The organism is Joostella sp. (assembly GCF_048266025.1).
Taxonomy (GTDB): domain Bacteria; phylum Bacteroidota; class Bacteroidia; order Flavobacteriales; family Flavobacteriaceae; genus Galbibacter; species Galbibacter atrarenae.
In genome coordinates this window covers 137,103-153,343 of record NZ_JBLXAF010000001.1, presented here as the reverse complement: position 1 = coordinate 153,343, position 16,241 = coordinate 137,103, and the positions used below count along the sequence as shown (strand labels likewise).

At 33.5% G+C, this 16,241-nt stretch carries 17 protein-coding genes and 2 tRNA genes; 10 read left to right on the top strand and 9 right to left on the bottom strand.

Annotation, left to right across the window (positions count from 1 at the left end):
* Positions 1–73 precede the first annotated feature (73 nt).
* A complete protein-coding gene (dnaE, locus tag ACN0TY_RS00645) occupies positions 74–4,459 on the top strand; it encodes a DNA polymerase III subunit alpha (protein WP_417442973.1) in 4,386 nt (1,461 codons plus the stop codon).
* A gap of 42 nt (positions 4,460–4,501) precedes the next feature.
* On the opposite strand, the gene ACN0TY_RS00640 is transcribed toward dnaE, so the two are convergent.
* The gene (locus tag ACN0TY_RS00640) at positions 4,502–4,909 is read right to left on the bottom strand and encodes a 3D domain-containing protein (RefSeq protein WP_417442972.1); all 408 of its coding nucleotides are present in this window, start codon (positions 4,907–4,909) and stop codon (positions 4,502–4,504) included.
* A 173-nt stretch (positions 4,910–5,082) separates the two neighbouring features.
* Between ACN0TY_RS00640 and trxA the strand changes: the two genes are divergently transcribed.
* Entirely contained in the window at positions 5,083–5,400 is a 318-nt protein-coding gene (trxA, locus tag ACN0TY_RS00635) for a thioredoxin (protein WP_236959452.1), read from the top strand.
* Positions 5,401–5,488: 88 nt separating this feature from the next.
* The gene (locus ACN0TY_RS00630) at positions 5,489–5,878 is read left to right on the top strand and encodes an HIT family protein (protein ID WP_417442971.1); all 390 of its coding nucleotides are present in this window, start codon (positions 5,489–5,491) and stop codon (positions 5,876–5,878) included.
* A 6-nt stretch (positions 5,879–5,884) separates the two neighbouring features.
* Here the strand turns inward: ACN0TY_RS00630 and ACN0TY_RS00625 are convergent, their stop codons facing one another.
* Positions 5,885–6,235, bottom strand: a complete 351-nt coding sequence (locus tag ACN0TY_RS00625) for a hypothetical protein (protein ID WP_417442970.1) — start codon at positions 6,233–6,235, stop codon at positions 5,885–5,887.
* Between the two features lie 21 nt (positions 6,236–6,256).
* On the bottom strand, positions 6,257–7,399 hold the full coding sequence (locus ACN0TY_RS00620; protein WP_417442969.1) for a sensor histidine kinase: 1,143 nt from the start codon (positions 7,397–7,399) through the stop codon (positions 6,257–6,259).
* A gap of 212 nt (positions 7,400–7,611) precedes the next feature.
* Here ACN0TY_RS00620 and ACN0TY_RS00615 point away from each other — a divergent pair, with 212 nt between their 5' ends.
* The 3 genes from ACN0TY_RS00615 (at position 7,612) to aat (ending at position 9,777) form a co-directional block, all read left to right on the top strand.
* Entirely contained in the window at positions 7,612–8,481 is an 870-nt protein-coding gene (locus ACN0TY_RS00615) for a flavin reductase family protein (RefSeq protein WP_417442968.1), read from the top strand.
* 30 nt (positions 8,482–8,511) lie between these two features.
* Complete coding sequence (locus tag ACN0TY_RS00610) at positions 8,512–8,892, top strand: DUF3127 domain-containing protein (protein ID WP_236959447.1); 381 nt, start codon at positions 8,512–8,514, stop codon at positions 8,890–8,892.
* Positions 8,893–9,147: 255 nt separating this feature from the next.
* On the top strand, positions 9,148–9,777 hold the full coding sequence (aat, locus tag ACN0TY_RS00605; RefSeq protein ID WP_417442967.1) for a leucyl/phenylalanyl-tRNA--protein transferase: 630 nt from the start codon (positions 9,148–9,150) through the stop codon (positions 9,775–9,777).
* A gap of 68 nt (positions 9,778–9,845) precedes the next feature.
* Here the strand turns inward: aat and ACN0TY_RS00600 are convergent, their stop codons facing one another.
* Positions 9,846–10,430 carry a DNA-3-methyladenine glycosylase I gene (locus ACN0TY_RS00600; protein ID WP_417442966.1) on the bottom strand — a complete coding sequence of 195 codons (585 nt, stop codon included), beginning with the start codon at positions 10,428–10,430 and terminating at the stop codon, positions 9,846–9,848.
* A gap of 91 nt (positions 10,431–10,521) precedes the next feature.
* Between ACN0TY_RS00600 and ACN0TY_RS00595 the strand changes: the two genes are divergently transcribed.
* On the top strand, positions 10,522–11,133 hold the full coding sequence (locus ACN0TY_RS00595; RefSeq protein ID WP_417442965.1) for a thioredoxin family protein: 612 nt from the start codon (positions 10,522–10,524) through the stop codon (positions 11,131–11,133).
* On the opposite strand, the gene ACN0TY_RS00590 is transcribed toward ACN0TY_RS00595, so the two are convergent.
* The 5 genes from ACN0TY_RS00590 to ACN0TY_RS00570 all read right to left on the bottom strand — a co-directional run bounded on the left by ACN0TY_RS00590 (position 11,116) and on the right by ACN0TY_RS00570 (position 14,703).
* Positions 11,116–11,901 (bottom strand): hypothetical protein, encoded by a 786-nt coding sequence (locus ACN0TY_RS00590; protein ID WP_417442964.1) that lies wholly within the window; start codon positions 11,899–11,901, stop codon positions 11,116–11,118. The two genes, ACN0TY_RS00595 and ACN0TY_RS00590, sit on opposite strands and share 18 nt — an antisense overlap.
* 46 nt (positions 11,902–11,947) lie before the next feature.
* Complete coding sequence (gene truB / locus ACN0TY_RS00585; RefSeq protein WP_417442963.1) at positions 11,948–12,643, bottom strand: tRNA pseudouridine(55) synthase TruB; 696 nt, start codon at positions 12,641–12,643, stop codon at positions 11,948–11,950.
* Between the two features lie 16 nt (positions 12,644–12,659).
* Positions 12,660–13,454 carry an undecaprenyl-diphosphate phosphatase gene (locus ACN0TY_RS00580; protein ID WP_417442962.1) on the bottom strand — a complete coding sequence of 265 codons (795 nt, stop codon included), beginning with the start codon at positions 13,452–13,454 and terminating at the stop codon, positions 12,660–12,662.
* A 25-nt stretch (positions 13,455–13,479) separates the two neighbouring features.
* Complete coding sequence (locus ACN0TY_RS00575) at positions 13,480–13,743, bottom strand: DUF3098 domain-containing protein (protein ID WP_236959440.1); 264 nt, start codon at positions 13,741–13,743, stop codon at positions 13,480–13,482.
* 84 nt (positions 13,744–13,827) lie between these two features.
* Positions 13,828–14,703, bottom strand: coding sequence for a cell division protein FtsX (locus tag ACN0TY_RS00570; RefSeq protein ID WP_417442961.1), 876 nt, complete (start codon positions 14,701–14,703; stop codon positions 13,828–13,830).
* A gap of 147 nt (positions 14,704–14,850) precedes the next feature.
* Between ACN0TY_RS00570 and ACN0TY_RS00565 the strand changes: the two genes are divergently transcribed.
* The 3 genes from ACN0TY_RS00565 (at position 14,851) to ACN0TY_RS00555 (ending at position 16,241) form a co-directional block, all read left to right on the top strand.
* On the top strand, positions 14,851–15,783 hold the full coding sequence (locus ACN0TY_RS00565) for a DUF58 domain-containing protein (RefSeq protein WP_417442960.1): 933 nt from the start codon (positions 14,851–14,853) through the stop codon (positions 15,781–15,783).
* A gap of 85 nt (positions 15,784–15,868) precedes the next feature.
* A tRNA-Asp gene (locus ACN0TY_RS00560) sits at positions 15,869–15,942 on the top strand.
* 226 nt (positions 15,943–16,168) lie between these two features.
* Positions 16,169–16,241 (top strand) — tRNA-Asp (locus ACN0TY_RS00555).

Sequence of the window (16,241 nt, the reverse complement as noted above, 5' to 3'; positions counted from 1 at the left end):
AAAATTATTCTTAATTTTAAGCTTTCGGTCTCTTTACGACTAATTACTTCAACATTAAATAGATAAGAATTTTATGTACCTAATTTTTGATACAGAAACTACTGGATTACCTAAGCGTTGGGATGCACCTATTACAGATGTAGACAATTGGCCACGTGCAATTCAAATTGCATGGCAGTTGCACGACGACATGGGGAATTTAGTAGAGCATCAAGATTATCTAATTAAGCCAGAGGGTTTTAATATTCCTTTTGATGCGGAAAAGATACATGGAATTTCTACAGAATTAGCAGCGGAAGAAGGATTGCCTCTAATGGAGGTATTGGAGAAATTTCAAATAGCTTTAAGTAAATCCACACATGTTGTTGGGCAAAATGTAGGCTTCGATATTAATATTATGGGAGCTGAATTCTATAGAGCAGGAGTAGAAAGTAATTTGACGGAAATTCCAGTTTTAGATACCTGTACGGAGACTACTGCATCGCTATGTCAAATTCCAGGAGGTAGAGGAGGTAAATTTAAATTACCGACACTAACAGAATTACATGAATTTCTTTTTGATGAACCTTTTGCTGAAGCCCATAATGCAACAGCCGATGTGGAAGCAACTACACGTTGCTTTTTAGAGCTTATTAGAAAAGAAGTTTTTACAGAAGAAGAGTTAGATGTTTCTCCTACTTATTTAAGAGATTTTTCTGAGGCTAATCCGCAGCCGATAGAATTAATAGGTTTAAAGCATATTAACCTAAAAAAGGCTTCAGATGAAATTCGTGAGCAATTAGCAAAAGAAGCACCTTCAGAAGAAATTTCTAAGGAAGAGTTACATCAGAATATAAAAGAACTTGAAGAAGTACATTTCTCACATCTTCATAACTATTCTCAGTTTTCTATCCTTCAAGCAACCTCTAGTATTCCAGATTTAGTTGCTGCAGCTGCTAAAGAGAAAATGCCAGCAGTAGCATTGACAGATCTGGCAAATATGATGGGAGCTTTTCATTTTGTAAAAGAAGTAGGAAACCATAATAAAGGGGTAAAAGCTCGAAATAAAGAAGCGCTAGAAAAGGGAGAAGAACCAACAGAGATAGAATTAAAAGGAATAGTTGGTTGTACTTTAAATGTGTGTGAAAACCATTTGGATAAATCTGTAAAAGACAATGGTTACCAAATCGTGATGCTAGCAAAGAACAAACGCGGGTATCATAATTTGGCAAAAATGTCTTCTATAGGATACACAGAAGGTTTTTATTATGTGCCTAGAATTGATAAAAAAGTAGTAGAAAAGTACAAAGAGGATATAATAGTACTTACAGGAAACTTATATGGAGAAGTGCCTAGTAAGTTATTAAATATTGGAGAAGTACAGGCGGAAGAGGCTTTGTTGTGGTGGAAAGAGCAGTTTGGAGAAGACCTTTACGTAGAGATGATGCGCCACGATCAAGAGGATGAAAATAGAGTAAATGGTGATTTAGTTAAGCTAGCAAATAAGCATCAAGTAAAAATATTAGCTACTAATAACTGTTACTATATAAATAAAGAGAATGCAAATGCGCACGATATTTTACTTTGTGTAAAGGACGGAGAGAAAAAAGACACTCCAATAGGTCGTGGGCGTGGGTACCGATATGGTTTACCTAACCAAGAATATTATTTTAAAAGTGGCGATGAGATGAAGGCCATTTTTAAAGATCTACCAGAAGCGATCTTTAATATTCAAGAGGTGGTAGATAAGATTGAGCCTTTTGAGTTGGCTAGAGATGTATTGTTGCCTGCTTTCGACATCCCTGAAGAGTTTCAATTTGAAGAAGATAAAGAGGATAATGGAAAACGCGGGGAAAATAAATACTTACGTCACCTTACTTATGAAGGAGCCAAAAGGAGATATCCTGAAATTACAGACGATATTAAAGAGCGTCTTGATTTTGAATTAAGTGTAATTGAAAATACAGGATATCCTGGTTATTTCTTAATTGTACAAGATTTTATTGCTGCAGCAAGGCAAATGGATGTTTCGGTAGGGCCGGGGCGTGGATCCGCAGCTGGGTCTGCAGTTGCTTATTGCTTAGAAATTACAAACATCGATCCGATACATTACGACTTACTTTTTGAGCGTTTTTTAAATCCAGATCGTGTTTCACTTCCCGATATTGATATTGACTTTGATGATGAAGGTCGTGGACGCGTAATGCAGTACGTAATTGATAAATATGGTGCCAATCAGGTGGCGCAAATTATTACATATGGTACGATGGCAGCAAAGTCGTCCATCCGAGATACAGCCAGAGTTTTAGATTTACCTTTACATGAAGCAGATAGGATAGCGAAGTTAATTCCTAACCTAAAACTGGCAAAGATATTTGGGTTAGATGATGCCAAGTTAAAAGGGAGTTTAAGGGCGGATGAACTGGAGAAGGTATATGAGCTTAAGAATATTTCTGAAGGAGACGATTTAGAAGCCTTAACTATAAATCAAGCTAGGATTTTAGAAGGTTCAGTGAGAAATACGGGAATTCATGCTTGTGGAGTTATTATTACTCCAGATGATATTACCAAGTTCGTTCCAGTTTCTATCGCTAAAGATTCCGATTTATATGTTACACAATTTGATAACTCGGTTGTAGAGAATGCAGGGTTATTAAAAATGGACTTCTTAGGACTGAAGACCTTAACGCTTATTAAAGACACCGTTAAATTGGTGAAATATAAGCATGGGATTTCTTTAGATCCTGATAAATTTCCTTTGGATGATGAAAAAACATATGAGTTATTTCAGAAGGGAGAAACAGTAGGAGTTTTTCAATATGAATCTACAGGAATGCAGAAACACATGAAAGATTTAAAGCCTACAGTATTTGCCGATCTTATTGCAATGAATGCATTGTATCGTCCTGGGCCGCTAGAATACATTCCTAGTTTTATTAAAAGAAAGCATGGTGATGAAGAGATTAAATATGATCTCGATGCTATGGAGGAATACTTGCAAGAGACCTACGGAATTACCGTATATCAAGAGCAAGTGATGCTTTTATCTCAGAAATTGGCTGGGTTTACAAAGGGTGAAGCCGATGTACTCCGTAAAGCAATGGGAAAAAAGATATTTTCATTACTAGAAGAATTAAAACCTAAATTCCTTGATGGAGGGGAGAAAAAAGGTCATTCTAGAGAGGTTTTAGGAAAAGTATGGAAAGACTGGGAGGCATTTGCAAGTTATGCCTTTAATAAATCTCACTCTACGTGTTATGCTTGGATTGGTTACCAAACGGCATATTTAAAAGCAAATTATCCTGCTGAATATATGGCTGCGGTACTTTCTAATAATATGAACGATATTAAGCAAGTTACTTTCTTCTTAGAAGAGTGTAAGCGAATGGGAATTGTAGTGCTCGGGCCAGATGTTAATGAATCTTACTATAAGTTTACTGTAAATAAAGACAATGCAATTCGCTTTGGAATAGGAGCGGTAAAAGGAGTAGGAAAGGGTGCCGTAGCAACAATTGTTGATGGTAGAGAAAATGGAAGATATAAGTCAGTTTTCGATTTAGCTAAGCGTATAGATTTAAGAGCAGCAAATAAAAAAGCTTTTGAAAATTTAGCATTGGCAGGAGGTTTTGATTCTTTTGGAGATACACATAGGGCTCAGTATTTTTATGATGAAGGAGATGGAGTTACTTTTTTAGAGAAAGCTGTTAAATACGGAGCTAAATTTCAAGAGAATCAAAATTCTGCGCAAGTGAGTCTCTTTGGAGAGGCTAGTGATGTTCAGATTCCAGAACCTCAAGTTCCACCATGCGAATCATGGGGAACTATGGAGAAGTTAAAGCGTGAAAAGGAAGTTGTAGGGATTTATATTTCTGGGCATCCTTTGGATGATTTTAAGACTGAGATTGACGTTTTTTGTAATGGGAATGTAGGTGCTTTTTCTAATCTTGAAGAGATAGTAAATAGAGAAGTTTCTTTTGCTGGTGTTATTTCAGATGTTCAGCATCGTGTTTCTAAGAATGGAAAAGGATGGGCTTTGTTTACTGTTGAAGATTATTCTGATTCTTATGAATTTAGAATGTTTGGAGAGGAATATCTTAAATTCCGTCATTTTTTAATGATTAACTCCTTTATATATATAAAAGCATTCGTACGCGAAGGATGGGTAAATAGAGAGACAGGAAAAAGGAGCGATCCTAGACTTCAGTTTAATTCTATGGAGCAGCTTCAAGATGTGATGGATAGATATGCTCGGAAATTAACTATTCACTTAAAATTAGAAGAAATAGAAGAGCAACGTATTGATGCGTTAAAAGATTTAATTTCTATGCATAGTGGTGACCACTTATTGAATTTTGTGGTTTATGCAATGGAGGATGAGATTAGATTGGATATGCCTAGTAGGAAGCAAAAAGTAAATATTTCTAATGAATTACTTTTTGAGCTTGATTCGCAACAAGTTGTTTATAAGCTGAATCAATAGAACTAGAATTTATCTTTACTTGAAAATTATATGACAAGAAATTTATTTTGGAATTCCATACCATATTTTAAGGTGTTGAATTCCAAAATTTTTAGCTTTTTGGAGTTTTAGTCCCATATAGATGTCAATTTTTTTATGGTAACGCGCATTCATTTTATCTTTTACTAGGTAGATGCCATCGTATCCTTCTATTTTAATCGGTGTGTTTTTTGTGATTCCGAGCTTCATTAAATCTCTAGAAATAGCAACTGCTTTCATGCCTGGTACTAAGGTATCTCCCCATGCCCCTATGGATGGATTTCTATTGGTTTGATTTTGGATTGAATTATATGCAGATGCTTTTACATCTAATGGCACCCATTGGTATAAATCATCATTAGAATCTATTTCTTGAGCAATATTTATATAACTCAGAAGTAAGAAAAATAGATAAAGAAAACGTTTTTTCATTCAATGAAGTTAATAAAAGTAAGTGAATATTGATTTAAAAGTGATAAATTAGAGAATAATATCAGAAAATCAAATGCTACCATAGTCAAAACTAATATATCGGCTGTAAGGTTTAGAGAAATATTTGACTAAATTTGCACAATAGAGTAGAATAAACATTAAAATTAAATAAGATGGCTTTAGAAATAACAGATGCTACTTTTGAAGAAGTAGTTTTAAAAAGTGATAAACCTGTAATGGTAGATTTTTGGGCTGCATGGTGTGGACCTTGTAGAATGGTAGCTCCAATTATCGATCAGTTGAGTACAGAGTATGAAGGAAAAGCAGTAGTAGGAAAAGTAGATGTAGATGCAAATCAAGAATTTGCAGCTAAGTATGGCGTTAGAAACATACCTACAGTTTTAGTTTTTCAAAATGGAGAAGTTGTAGGACGTCAAGTTGGAGTTGCTCCAAAGACTGCTTATAATGAAGCAATAGATACGTTATTATAACCTATATTATAACATTTATATAGAAAAGGTTTGGCTGTTGGTCAAGCCTTTTTTATTTTAGTTATAAAAATTACATCCCCTAATAGATATGGCATCAGTTTTTACAAAAATCATAAGTGGAGAGATCCCAAGTTATAAGATTGCAGAGGACGAAAACTTCTATGCTTTTCTAGATATTAATCCCAATGCAGTTGGTCATACTCTATGTGTGCCAAAGAAGGAAGTTGATAAGATTTTTGATTTAGATGAAGAAACATATATGGGGTTAATGGCTTTTTCACGAAATGTAGCAAAGGCTCTCAAAAAGGTAATAGACTGTAAAAGAGTTGGAATTGCAGTTGTAGGTTTAGAGGTGCCGCATACACATGTACATTTAATCCCTTTGAATGCAATGAGTGAAATGACTTTTCAGCAGAAAGTAAAACTATCTGAAGAAGAATTTAAGGATATAGCAGCAAAAGTAAGTGCTGCATTATAATACCTTTTATATGTAATTTTTCTGGATTGCAATAAAAACAGCAATTGCGACAATTACAATTCCAATTAAAGTAAATATAGAAAGGCTCGTAAGTTTAAGTCGACTTTTAGGTTGTTCGATAGTTTTAAAATAGAATTCTCTAACTCTTTCAATATCTTCTGTCCATCGTACGGGATAAATAATAGTATTGCAATTTCCACATTCAATTTTATCAGAAATCTCTTTGGTAGTATTGTGATACCATGCATTTTTAATTTGCTTTTGATAAAATGTAAGTACAAGTCCTTCGTTACAAAAACATTCGGGGCAGTTATTTGTTAAGGTGGCTTCTTTAATTTTATGTTGACTTATTTCCAATTGGTTAATTTTTCTGCTAATTTATAAATCTTCAACTTTAAGTGCAATTTGGATGGTGCTTCCTTTGCCTAAAACGGAACTTAATACTTTTACTTTTCCATTGTGATAATCTTCAATAATTCTTCTTACTAAAGATAAACCTAATCCCCAGCCTCTCTTTTTTGTGGTGTAACCGGGTTCGAAAATTCTATTAAAATCACTTTTCAAAATACCTTTTCCTGTATCTATAACGTTTATTTTAATTGTTTTCTTATCCTGAGTGATCTCAATTGTTAAATTCCCTTTGCCTTTCATGGCATCAATGGAGTTTATAATTAGATTTTCTATAGTCCAACTATACAATTGTGGGTTTATAAGACTGTATATCTCCCCGTCAGGGGCCTTAAAATTAAAAGTAACGAGCTTGGAGCTTCTTGCTTGTATATAATTAAAGCTATTTTTTGTTTCATTAATAACATCCAATCGCTCTAATTTTGGGATGGATCCTATTTTAGAGAATCTTTCGGTTATTGTGGAAAGTCGGTCGATATCCTTTTCTATCTCTTCTGTGATTGTAGGATTAACGTTTTCTGATTTTAATAGTTCTGCCCATCCTAGAAGTGAAGAAAGTGGTGTTCCTATTTGGTGAGCTGTTTCTTTAGCCATTCCAGCCCATAATTTATTTTGATCTGCAGCCTTAGAAATTTGGTAAAAAAAGTAAACGCTACCTCCAAAGAATAGAATAATTAGAATTAAGGCAATGGGGTAATATTTTAAGTTGTTTAGAACATCAGAATTTCCGTAGTAAAGGGTTCCATATTTTTCAGTCCTAAAATTAACTTCAATAGGCGCATTCTCACTCATAAATTGTTTGATTTTGTAATCTATGTAGAGAGAATCGTCTGCTTTGTTTTCTGGTAAGTTGTTAGATCTTATTTCCCCTTTCTCACCAACATAAATCATAGGAGTGCTTGTATTGTTTTTAATAACGGCTAGTGTAAGATTTCCAAGATCACGATCTAAGTCTGTGGTTTGAAGAAACTCCCCGAGTGCTTCCGCCCAAATCTTCATTTTAGTACGTTCCTCTTCTTTAAACTTCTGAAAGAACACATAGGTATTCCATAGAATAGAAGTTACAATTACAATAGAGGATATTATTAAAATCCAACGAGTCGTTTTTTTCATTTCAAATGAAGAAAAAGGTTATATTTTCTAGTGAATCTATAAATATAAAGCAAATGCATCATATTTATTGTTCTATTGGATTTGAATATTTTCAAAATAGATAAAAGGACGTTTAAATACATGTTGAAAATTTATATTTATAGAGTTTATGATTCCGATCGAAACATTTTTGTGGCTCTTTTATTTACGTTATTTTTGCTGAAAATGATTAAATGCTATCCATAGATCCTAAAGAAGTACCAACATCAAAACTCCATAGTTATCTTTTAGGGGCTGTAGGTCCACGGCCTATTGCTTTTGCGAGTACTATAGATGGAGAGGGGAATGTAAATTTATCTCCATTTAGTTTTTTTAATGTATATAGTTCTAATCCGCCTATCATGATTTTTTCAGCAAATAGGAGGGTAAGAGATAATACTACAAAGCATACATTAGAGAATGTTATTGAAACTAAAGAGGTTGTTATTAATGTTGTAAACTACGATATTGTTCAGCAAACCTCTCTAAGTAGCACGGAATATCCTAAAGGTGTAAATGAATTTGAAAAGACAGGGTTAACTATGCTGAAATCGGATATAGTAAAACCGTTTCGTGTTGGGGAATCTCCTGTTCAATTTGAGTGCAGGGTAAATGAAGTGATAGCTCTGGGAGAAGAAGGAGGTGCTGGTAATTTAATAGTTTGTGAAGTTTTAAAACTACATGTTTCTGAGGCTATTTTAGATGAGAATCAGCTTATAGATCAGTTTAAGATTGATTTAGTGAGTAGAATGGGCGGTAATTGGTACAGTCGTGCAAATCTTGGGATGTTTGAGGTCCCAAAACCTTTATCCGTTATTGGAATAGGAATAGACGGGATTCCTTCTGAAATTAGATATAGTAAGGTGTTAACAGGTAATGATTTGGGAATACTAGGGAATGTAGCAGCTTTACCTTCCAAAGAGGAGGTGACAATATTTTCAGAAAGTTCTAATAGTATTAAAGCGCTATTAAAGACTGATAATAAAGAGGAAGTGCATAAGAAAGCACAAGAAATGATAGCAAATAATGACGTTCTTTCTGCATGGAAGTTATTATTAGCATAATATATAGATATATTTTAATATTTTTGAAGCATGGAAATACAAGGAAAAATTAAGTTGATTGATGAGACTAAGACTTTTGGAAACAATGGTTTTAGAAAAAGAGAATTGGTTGTAACTACAGAAGAGCAATATCCACAGCATATACTTGTTGAATTTGTGCAAGATAAATGTGATATTTTAAATGCATATCAAGTAGGGCAACAAGTAAAAGTAAGTATTAATCTGAGAGGTAGAGAGTGGGTTAACCCTCAAGGGGAGACTAAGTATTTCAATTCTATTCAAGGTTGGAGAATAGAAAACTTACAAGCAGCAGGAAATGGGGCTCCAGAGATGCCACCGATGCCGCCAGAAGATGCTTTCGAGCCAGCAAAAGATTTTAAAGAGGATGATCACGATGATCTGCCTTTCTAAGGTATAAATAAAATGTAAAGAGGGAGGCTGATAGCTTCCCTTTTTTTATATTTAAGAAACAAAAAAGCTCCGATTTTATCGGAGCTTAGTATTGTGGTTTTAGGTTTTGCCAATGCATTAAACTCAAAAAGCAATGATGAAAATAATTGGTTACATTGGCAAGTGTCAAAAATGTGATATTTAATTTTGATATACAAGTTAAAAGAGTGTTTTTTATGCTTAATCATTGAATTTGTTAAATAAACGATTGAAAAGTTGATTTTTCTTACTGACAATATAGATTTTCCTCCAGTTTCATTAGCTTCTTCAGAAGGAGTGGTCGCTGTTGGTGGAGAGTTGTCTACCAAAAGACTTATGGAGGCATATACCAAAGGTATTTTTCCTTGGTTTGATCAAGGAGATTTAATTTTATGGTGGAGTCCAGACCCAAGAATGGTTTTATTTCCTTCAGAAGTAAAAATATCTAAAAGTATGAAGTCTGTTCTTAAGAAGGATGTTTTTAAGATAACATATAATACAGCTTTTAAAGAAGTGATAGAAAATTGTGCTTCTATCAAACGAGATGGACAAGAAGGAACATGGATTGACCAAGATATGATTACCGCTTATACAGAATTAAATAGGAAAGGAATTGCTAAATCTGTTGAGGTTTGGTATAATGGTGAACTTATGGGAGGGTTATATGGTGTTGATTTGGGTGATATATTTTGTGGGGAAAGTATGTTTTCAAAGATGAGCAATGCGTCTAAAGCTGCATTTATATATTTGGCTCAGAAACTTGAGAAGGAGAATTATAAGTTGATAGATTGCCAATTATATACGGACCATCTTCATTCTCTTGGGGCAAGAGAAATTCCGAGGGAAGTTTTTATTAGTTATTTATAAGTGCAAAAGTTATGTACACCGATCGTGTAATCAAGATTTAGCTTACTTAGAGAATTAAAAACTAGCTTTTAATCTTTTTTAGATAAAGAGCGAACTTCGTTATAGCGAAAACAGCTAACTTCATGATCATTTACCATTCCAGTTGCTTGCATATGTGCATAAATTACTGTGGAGCCAACAAATTTAAAACCTCTCTTTTTTAAGTCTTTACTAATTGCATCAGAAATTTCTGTATTAGCGGGAGCTTCTTTGTAATTTTTAACTTTATTCTGAAGAGGTTTTCCGTCAACAAAACTCCATATATATTCACTGAAACTTCCAAACTCTTTCTGTACAGACATGAATAGTTGAGCATTAGTTATTGTAGACTTTATTTTTAATTTATTTCTGATAATCCCTTCATCTAAAAGTAAAGAGTTGTATTTGCTTTCGTCGTATGTAGCTATTTTTTTGTAATCAAAATCATCTAGAGCCTTCCTGAAGTTTTCACGCTTTCTTAAGATAGTTATCCAGCTTAATCCAGCTTGGAAAGTTTCTAAGATTAGAAATTCAAATATAGTACTGTCATCATAAACAGGAACTCCCCACTCATTATCATGGTAGGCTTCGTAAAGAGGGTCACCAACACACCATCCGCATCGTTTCATAAGCATGATATTTATCAGTTAAATTTTAGTAATTTTTAGCTATGTTTACGACCAAGATATAAAATTAAGTTGTAGAATTAATACGATGGAGGTAATTATGGAGCAAAACATTTTAAAACATATAAGAAAGGCTGTAGATGAAGGCTTTAGTTATTTAGATTATAGGGCTATAGTTGAGCAGCTTGTTTTAGAAGGTGAGTCTACTGGGAAAGAGCAAACAGAAGCGCTAACAAATTACAGTTTGCTAAATCATAAAAGAATGAAACGTCTCGATAAGACGACTAAATTATCTCCAGATGTGATTACGAAACTACAATCTTTAAAAGAACAAGTTACTTGGGTTGTTATTACTGAAAGCTGGTGTGGTGATGCTGCACAAACATTACCTATAATTAATAAGTTAGCAGAAGCTACCGATAAAATTGATCTTAAAATAGTTTTAAGGGACGAGAATGAGGAGCTTATGGATAACTTTCTAACTAATGGATCTCGATCTATTCCTAAATTAATAATGCTTGACAAAGGTCTTTGTAAAGTTCTTGATGTATGGGGTCCAAGACCTTCTGTTGCAACAAATTTAGTTCAAGAATATAAAGAGAAGCATGGAGGTTTGTCTCCAGAATTTAAAGAGAGTCTTCAAGTGTGGTATAATAAAAATAAAGGTGAAAATACTATAGAAGATTTATTAGAGTTACTCTCCTTGAAATAAATAGGTGATTGTTCCTGGCTGATCTGTTGTATTGCTTTTACTCGTAAATTTTGATTTCAAAGCATAGTTTATTGCATTATCAACTAGACAGCCATTAGAGGTCGTTGAGCTACTCTTATTAAAGTTGGCATCAGTTACGTTGCCTTGGGCGTCTACTTTGATGTTTATTACAACTTTCCCGAAACTTTCGCAGGTATATACCGGATTTGGTAAGCTAATTTCACTACGTGCTATTAAAGAATAGGTAATAGTTGTTCTACGTTTTATATTTATTTTTGGAGCTTCCCCTTGTCGTTTTAGAGCTTCGATTTTTTCTCGTTGCTCTTTTAACTTTTCTGCATATTTACTGGAAGCACTATTTTGATTTAAAGAAGGATTATTAGAAGGAGTATCAGAATTATCTGGATTTTGACTAGCAGCTTCTTGAGCTTCCTGTTCTAATTCTTCTAAAGTTTTAAAGTTATCAATTTCATCAGCATAATCACTTTTTTCAGCTTCGTTATATGCTTTATGTGTTTCTAGCTCTGTGAGCGTCATTTTTTCCTCTGGAATCTCCTCTTCTAAAAGCTTTTCATCAAAGCTTAACTCGTATAAGAATTCTTCTTCTTGTTGGCCTGAAAGTTGAATATTGAGTAGTGTCAATAGAAAAATCCCCATAATACAAGACGTGATAATTAGCGCTAACTGCTTATTGCTAAGTTCATCTAATCTATTAATAATAGTATCATTAATAGCGTTTATCTTATTTATATATGGCTTCAGGTTCATAATCGAAAATCGACTTGGATGCTAAAGATAGAAAATATTATATCTTTTATGGTAATAACATATCTGTAAAAGCATCTGGTGTGATTGCATTATCTACGTTGAAATCTCCTATTTTGGTTCTTCGTAAAGTAGAAAGATATGCTCCAGAATCTAAAGCTTTCCCAAAATCGTGTGCTAAAGAGCGTATATAAGTCCCTTTGCTGCACACAACTCTAAATTCTACATCCGGTAAGTTTATAGCTGTAATCTCGAAAGTTTCAATGGATATTTTACGCGATTTAATTTCAACTTCAATACCTTCACGAGCAAATTCATATAAACGCTTTCCATCTTTTTTTAATGCTGAAAAAACTGGAGGATATTGGTCTATTTCTCCTATAAATTGCTTTGTAGCATCTTGTATTTTTTCTGAAGTGATATGGTCTATAGAAAAAGTGTTATCAATTTCAGTTTCCATATCATAAGAGGGACGGGTTGCGCCTAAAGTAATGGTTCCAGTGTACTCTTTAATCTGACCTTGGAGATCGGATATTTTTTTGGTAAACTTTCCAGTGCAAATAATTAATAGTCCAGTAGCAAGTGGGTCTAAAGTACCTGCATGGCCTACCTTAATTTTTTTGAATCCGAACTTCTTTTTAATTGCCCATTTTATTTTATTCACCGCCTGAAAAGAAGACCATGTAAGCGGCTTGTCAATTAATAGTACTTGTCCGCTTTTAATATTCTCTTCTGTGTATATCATAAAATAAGTGTTTCTGTTAATAGTAATATCCTAAAACGATGGCGATTAGTCCTACGACAAAGCAGTAGATAGCAAAATAGATTAGCTTACTGTTTTTAACTAATTTAATCATCCATGTGCAGGCTAGAATTCCAGAAATAAAAGCCGCTAAAAAGCCAATTCCCAATGCAGGTGCATTATGTCCTTCAAAAGAAAGCTCTCCACTTAAAATGTCTTTAGCTATTTTCCCGAAAATTAATGGAACAACCATCAGAAAAGAAAAACGAGCAGCTTTACTTTTGTCGTTTCCTAATAAAACTGATGTTGAAATTGTAGCTCCAGATCTCGAAATCCCTGGAAGCATGGCAATTGCTTGCGATACTCCAATAACAAATGCATTAGTGTTGCTAACAGGCTTACCAGTATTTTTAGCTTTATCTGCTAGGTAAAGTAAAAGGGCTGTAACAATAAGCATAAAACCTACTAAAAGTATGTTTCCATTAAAAAGCATTCCTAATTGCTCTTCAAAAAAGTAACCAATTAATGCTGCTGGTATCATGGAAATTAGAATCTTAATAGAAAATTTAAGCTCTTCATTCCATTCAAACTTAAATATCCCTTTTATTATATCGAAGATGTCTTTTCTGAACACAACCATCGTACTTAGTGCTGTAGCAAAATGTAGTACAACAGTAAATAGCAAACTTTCTTGCGGAAGAGAATTGTCTCCTAAAATGGCTTTTCCTAATTCTAAATGACCACTAGAAGATACGGGAAGAAACTCTGTTAAACCTTGAATAATTCCAAGAATAATAGCGTCTATTACATCCATAGAAATAGATTAAATTATATTGAAATTAGTTATTTTTCTTCTTGTTTGGGTTTAAAAGAATGGCATATACCTCGATTCCAAAACCAATAAGAACCAATGTAGGCGCTAAACGTATTCTTCTGAAGCTAAATATGTCTGGATTGAAAACATTTGGGTCGTCACTTCCACCACCACTCATTAATATAAAGCCCAAAATAATGAAGGCTAAACCAATGAACATAAAAGTATAATTCTTTTTCTGGAAGATAAACTCTTTATCAGTTGTGTTATTCTGATTGTTTTTTTTCACTTTAATATATATTTTAATCCCTAGCCGGGCTTAATAGTTTATTATATTACGCTTATATTCTGGTTAAATAGAACTGAAGCCTTTTTAATATAAATCGTCAGTTTTTAAATTTAAAAATCTCTGGGTAGCAATATAAGTGCTAATCCAAGTGATAATTATACCGGTTACAAAGATACCTATAAATAACCCAATTAACATAAATGGGTCTGAAAGTAAGTTTAATTGCGGCATTCTCATATCTACATAATATAAGAGTCCCATCATAGCGATGATTGCCACAAGTGCGCCTACCATTCCCAATTTAATGCTATTCCATATAAAAGGTCGTCTTATAAAACGTTTTGTTGCGCCAACCATTTGCATGGTTTTTATTATAAAGCGCTTGGAATAAACAGATAACCTTATAGAGCTGTTTATTAATAAAACGGCAATTAATGTAAAAACACCACTTGCAATAAGAATCCAAAAACTCATTCTTTTCACATTCTCATTCAGTAATGATATTAATGGCTTATCATAAGAAACTTCAGCAACATATTCTTTTTTAGAGAGATTGTCTGCTATTTTCTGAATACTATCTGTAGCAACATAATCAGCATTTAAATGCACATCTATTGAATTCTGTAGGGGGTTGTAGCCTAAAAAATCTAAGAAATTTTCTCCTATTTCTTTACTATGAGATTCTGCTGCTTCCTCTTTGGAGACAAAAACCGCCGATTTAGTATAATCGGTCATAGCTAAGCTTTTCTGTAATTGATTTATTTCAACCTCTTTAGCGTTGTCTTTTAAAAATACAGTAATTGCCACTTGCTCTTTAAAGTGATTTGCTAGCTTTTTAGTGTTTATAACTAATAAGCCCAAAACTCCTAAAAGAAACAAAACAAGCGCAATACTTAAGATTACAGAAAAGTAAGATGATATAAGTTTGCGTTTCTGGTAGCGCTCAAAAGATTTGCTCATACTGTATAATATAATTGGATGTGTAAAAGTAATAAAGTAAATTTAATCACGATAATTTAAAACGACTAATAGCAGTTAGAAATTATAAAGTTTGCTGTAGATTTTAAAAAAAGAAGAGAAGAATAATGAAAAGAGGAGGGTTTTGATATGAAATTACAAGAAGAAGTTAACAATTTACAATTGGCAGGGAATTTAGATCTGTTAGCCAGTCAAGTTGTAGAAGGATTTATTAGTGGAATGCATAAAAGTCCTTTTCATGGGTTTTCATCAGAATTTGCTGAACATAAAATTTACAATCAAGGGGAAAGTACAAAACATATCGATTGGAAGTTATTTGGAAAGACAGATAAATTATATACCAAGAAATATGATGAAGAGACTAATTTGAGGTGTCAAATTATAATAGATAATTCTGCTTCTATGCATTACCCTTTTAAAAAGAAGCACGTTCTTGGTAATCTAAATAAATTGGGTTTTTCCGTCTTGGCGAGTGCAGTCTTAATGAAGTTATTAAAGAAGCAGCGTGATGCCGTAGGGTTAAGTGTTTATTCTGATATTTATGAATTCTATGCACCAGAAAAAGGAAATGAACGCCACCATCATCTATTATTAAATACTTTAGAAGATCTTTTAAATGAAAAAGAAGATTCTACGCGTAAGACCAATACATATACATATTTGCATCAGATAGCAAAAAAGTTACATAGAAGGAGTCTTATTTTTATTTTTACGGATCTTTTTGAAACAGAAACAGATCAGGAGCAATTGTTTAAAGCATTGCAGCATTTAAAATATAACAAGCATGAAGTTGTTTTTTTTCATGTGATGGATAAAAATACAGAGGTGAACTTTGAGTTTGAGAACACTCCAACAAGGTTTGTAGATGTAGAAACTGGAGCTCATCTTGACTTGTTTGCAGAAAATGTAAAGGAATCTTATGAAGAATTAATGCATAAATTTCAAGAAGAACTCAAATTAAGGTGTGCAAAATATAGAATTAAGTATGTTGAGGTCGATGTTGAGAAAGATTTCAATAAAATCATGCAAACTTATATTGCTGAACGTCAAAAGATTATTTGATTACCGATTTAAAATTTTATTTTTTTATAGAAAAAGGCTTGTGTAGTTAAAAAGAGGTTGTATATTTGCACTCGCAATAACAAAAGGTCTGGTAGTTCAGCTGGTTAGAATACATGCCTGTCACGCATGGGGTCGCGGGTTCGAATCCCGTCCAGACCGCGAAAAGCAAAAAGCTTCAATGAGAATTGGAGCTTTTTTCGCATAAAAATAGTTGTGTTGTTCGATGATATGAGAATATTATCGGAGGTTTAGTAGTTAAACCAATGAAAGGCTTTCCTCTCGATTTTTTCGAGCTGTTGAAGGCTTTTTTTGTTTCTACTATTATTTAAAAGAAAAGGTTTGCATAATAAATAATAGAGTGTATATTTGCACTCGCATTAAAAAAGGTCTGGTAGTTCAGCTGGTTAGAATACATGCCTGTCACGCATGGGGTCGCGGGTTCGAATCCCGTCCAGACC